Genomic DNA, 1,986 nt, shown 5'->3' on the forward strand with positions numbered 1-1,986 from the left:
TAAACCCCCATTTGAGAATATGTTCTCGTTGTCCGGATTTCCGATCTTACCTGTCAATCGGCTGCAGAAATTCACACGTCTGGATATGTCATCTCGTGATCAAGGTACGTTGCGGGGGGCGCGGGTCCGAAGATTTTCTTTCTCGTTTGCGGGAGTTTATTTTGTTTTGTAAAAATAATTGGAAACTCGATTTTTTCCTCGAGGATGGAAAGCCTTCTGAGCACGTGGGTTTTGTCCCGGATCTGCCTTAAATTTTTGGGCGCCTGTCAGATTCTGGTGGAACGCGGCCCGAGGCCTCGCTCTTGTTGCTTTCGCAGGTATAGTAGCAAAAAGTGCGATTTGTATCATTAGAAATTTATTAAAGTTTTGTTGTTCATATCATGGAAACTTGCAGTTTCGAAGACTTTTGAATCGGGATTCCGGAACCGTACTATCATTACACCATATAGAATTGCCGGAATTTATAAAGTGATTACTATTTCCTCAAAAAAATTTCTATTTTATATTTCTTTTCACTCCATTCGGTTATTCCCACCATTTCTGGGGCATTTTGTCCAGGGCTGCCCGGGCTTCTTCGATGGTGATTTCTTTGAGTGGTTTATGGATGAGGAGGGCGAGGAGTTTTCTTTTTTCTTCGTCCACATCGAATTTATGAAAGACCTTTTCTTTGGCCCGGTGGATGAGGATTTCCCTGGCTTCATCATAGAGGGAATAGTCGCAGGGGAAAATGTCCCGTACCTGCTGGTAGGTATAGTGGGGATTTTTTTTCAGGATGAGGAGGACCCGGTTTTTCCTTTTTCTATTGATTTCCCTTTCGCAGGCACTGCAGATTTTCCTCTCCGGCGCTGTGAGGTTTCCGCAGATGGGGCAGGGATGGTAGCCATGGGCTTTTTCGCCTTTCCGTATTTTCAGGACTTCTTCCATCATTTCTGCAAACTGGGGGCGGATTTTTTCGTTCTGTACGTGATGCTGCACCCAGTTTGAAATCCATTCTTTTTCTCCCTCTGTCAGGGGCTGGCTGTACATCACTTTTTCTTCCCGGATGGTCTCATTGACCCTGTCTACCGTAGTGGTGGCTTTATGGTCTCTTTTATGGGGTCCCGCGCGGAAACGGATGTCCGTGAAATATTTCCCCACTTCGTCCTGCCTGAGACGGGCGAGGATTTCTCCTTTCATCATGAAAAGCTGCTGCATGAAGGCGGAATTGGAAACGGATACGATGAGGGTGGATCCTTTCCAGCCAATCACCCAGGATTCGGAGGCCATGATTTCTCCCACAATGTCTTTCCACCGTTTCTGAAACAGGAAGAAATGAAATTGATCATTGTTGAAAAGTTTCTGACTGGTGTCCGACATTTTAAGGACGTTGGAAATCGTATCCATCACCTGGTACCGTTTTCCTTCCGGACGCTTGTCTTCTTCCATGGGGGCCTCCTTTCGTTCGTTTGCTTTATATATTATACTATGTCTGAAACTTGAATGAAAAAGTTATCAGTTAGCAGTTCTCAGTTCTCAGTGAAGGTGGCCCGCATCAGAATTGGAAAGCGGGCCTGCTGTAAATTTCAGAAAAAGGTGACCTTTTCATGTTGTCACATGCTCATCTGCTTTGAGAACTATTATTCAATGTTAAAGCGGATAGACTGATGAGGAAAAAAATTCGCCGCCCGCCTGTGCACAATGCAACTGATAACTATTAACTGATAACTGCTAACTCATATATTCAGTTTTTTCGAAAGGAAATATACCTATGCCCATTTTATCCAATAACATCCAGTTCCCGCCCATCGGTTACGGTACTTACGATATGCCCGATGAGGAAACGGCCCGTTCTGTGAAAAGTGCCCTTCTTTCGGGGTACCGGTTATTCTATAATTCTAAGTGCAACAGGAGCTAATATGATTTGTTTAAGAATCTGGTTTCCTCTCTATCCGGCATCCCTTGACGGGTCCTGAGCAAAATGATAAAATCTCCGGCTTTGGAAGCTTA

The 1,986-nt window shown here is 44.6% G+C and carries 2 protein-coding genes; one reads left to right on the top strand and one right to left on the bottom strand.

Going from position 1 to position 1,986, the window contains the following annotated elements; all coding sequences use genetic code 11:
* Positions 1-525 precede the first annotated feature (525 nt).
* Complete coding sequence (locus VZT47_RS10150; RefSeq protein WP_330224843.1) at positions 526-1,425, bottom strand: DciA family protein; 900 nt, start codon at positions 1,423-1,425, stop codon at positions 526-528.
* 322 nt (positions 1,426-1,747) lie between these two features.
* Between VZT47_RS10150 and VZT47_RS10155 the strand changes: the two genes are divergently transcribed.
* On the top strand, positions 1,748-1,894 hold the full coding sequence (locus VZT47_RS10155; protein WP_330224844.1) for a hypothetical protein: 147 nt from the start codon (positions 1,748-1,750) through the stop codon (positions 1,892-1,894).
* The last annotated feature ends 92 nt before the right edge of the window (positions 1,895-1,986 follow it).

The organism is Dialister sp., assembly GCF_036343215.1.
Taxonomy (GTDB): Bacteria; Bacillota; Negativicutes; order Veillonellales; family Dialisteraceae; genus Dialister.